The sequence below is a fragment of the Pseudomonas emilianonis genome (assembly GCF_023072625.1).
GTDB lineage: Bacteria > Pseudomonadota > Gammaproteobacteria > Pseudomonadales > Pseudomonadaceae > Aquipseudomonas > Aquipseudomonas paraveronii.
Map to the genome: position 1 here is coordinate 1 of NZ_JAKNRV010000698.1, position 1,103 is coordinate 1,103.

1 protein-coding gene is annotated in these 1,103 nt (G+C 64.9%); it reads left to right on the forward strand.

The genetic code is table 11. The annotated features are described in order from the left end of the window. A partial coding sequence (locus L9Z73_RS30980; protein WP_247408801.1) for an ATP-dependent DNA helicase RecG occupies window positions 1–1,103 on the forward strand: 1,103 nt, incomplete at both ends.

The following is a 1,103-nucleotide window of genomic DNA, read 5'->3' on the forward strand; positions in this document are numbered from 1 at the left end:
GAACCGATGCTGCGCCTGATCCAGGGCGACGTCGGCGCGGGCAAGACCGTGGTCGCCGCCCTCGCCGCCTTGCAGGCGCTGGAAGCCGGTTACCAGGTGGCGCTGATGGCACCTACCGAGATTCTCGCCGAGCAGCACTTCATCACCTTCAAGCGCTGGCTCGAACCGCTGGGCCTGGAAGTCGCGTGGCTGGCGGGCAAACTCAAAGGCAAGAACCGCGCAACGGCGCTGGAACAGATCGCCGCCGGCGCCCCGATGGTGGTGGGCACCCACGCGCTGTTCCAGGACGAAGTGCAGTTCAAGAACCTCGCGCTGGTGATCATCGACGAACAGCACCGCTTCGGCGTGCAACAGCGCCTGGCCCTGCGCCAGAAAGGCGTGGGCGGACGCATGAGCCCGCACCAATTGATCATGACCGCCACACCGATCCCGCGCACCCTGGCCATGAGCGCCTACGCCGACCTCGACACCTCGATCCTCGACGAACTACCGCCCGGCCGCACCCCGGTCAATACCGTGCTGGTCACCGACACGCGGCGCGTGGAAGTGATCGAGCGGGTACGCGGCGCCTGTGCCGAAGGCCGTCAGGCGTATTGGGTATGCACACTGATTGAAGAGTCCGAAGAGCTGACCTGCCAGGCCGCCGAGACCACTTACGAAGACCTCACCAGCGCCTTGGGCGAACTCAAGGTCGGGCTGATCCACGGGCGCATGAAACCAGCGGAAAAAGCTGCGGTGATGGCTGAGTTCAAGGCCGGTAACCTGCAATTGCTGGTGGCCACCACGGTGATCGAGGTCGGGGTGGACGTGCCCAACGCCAGCCTGATGATCATCGAAAACCCCGAGCGCCTGGGCCTGGCGCAACTGCACCAGTTGCGCGGCCGCGTCGGCCGGGGCAGCGCGGCCAGCCACTGTGTGTTGCTGTATCACCCGCCGCTGTCACAGGTCGGTCGTCAACGCCTAAGTATCATGCGTGAAACAAATGACGGCTTTGTCATCGCCGAAAAAGACCTCGAACTGCGCGGCCCCGGCGAAATGCTCGGCACCCGCCAAACCGGCCTGTTGCAATTCAAGGTCGCCGACCTGATGCGCGACGCCGACCT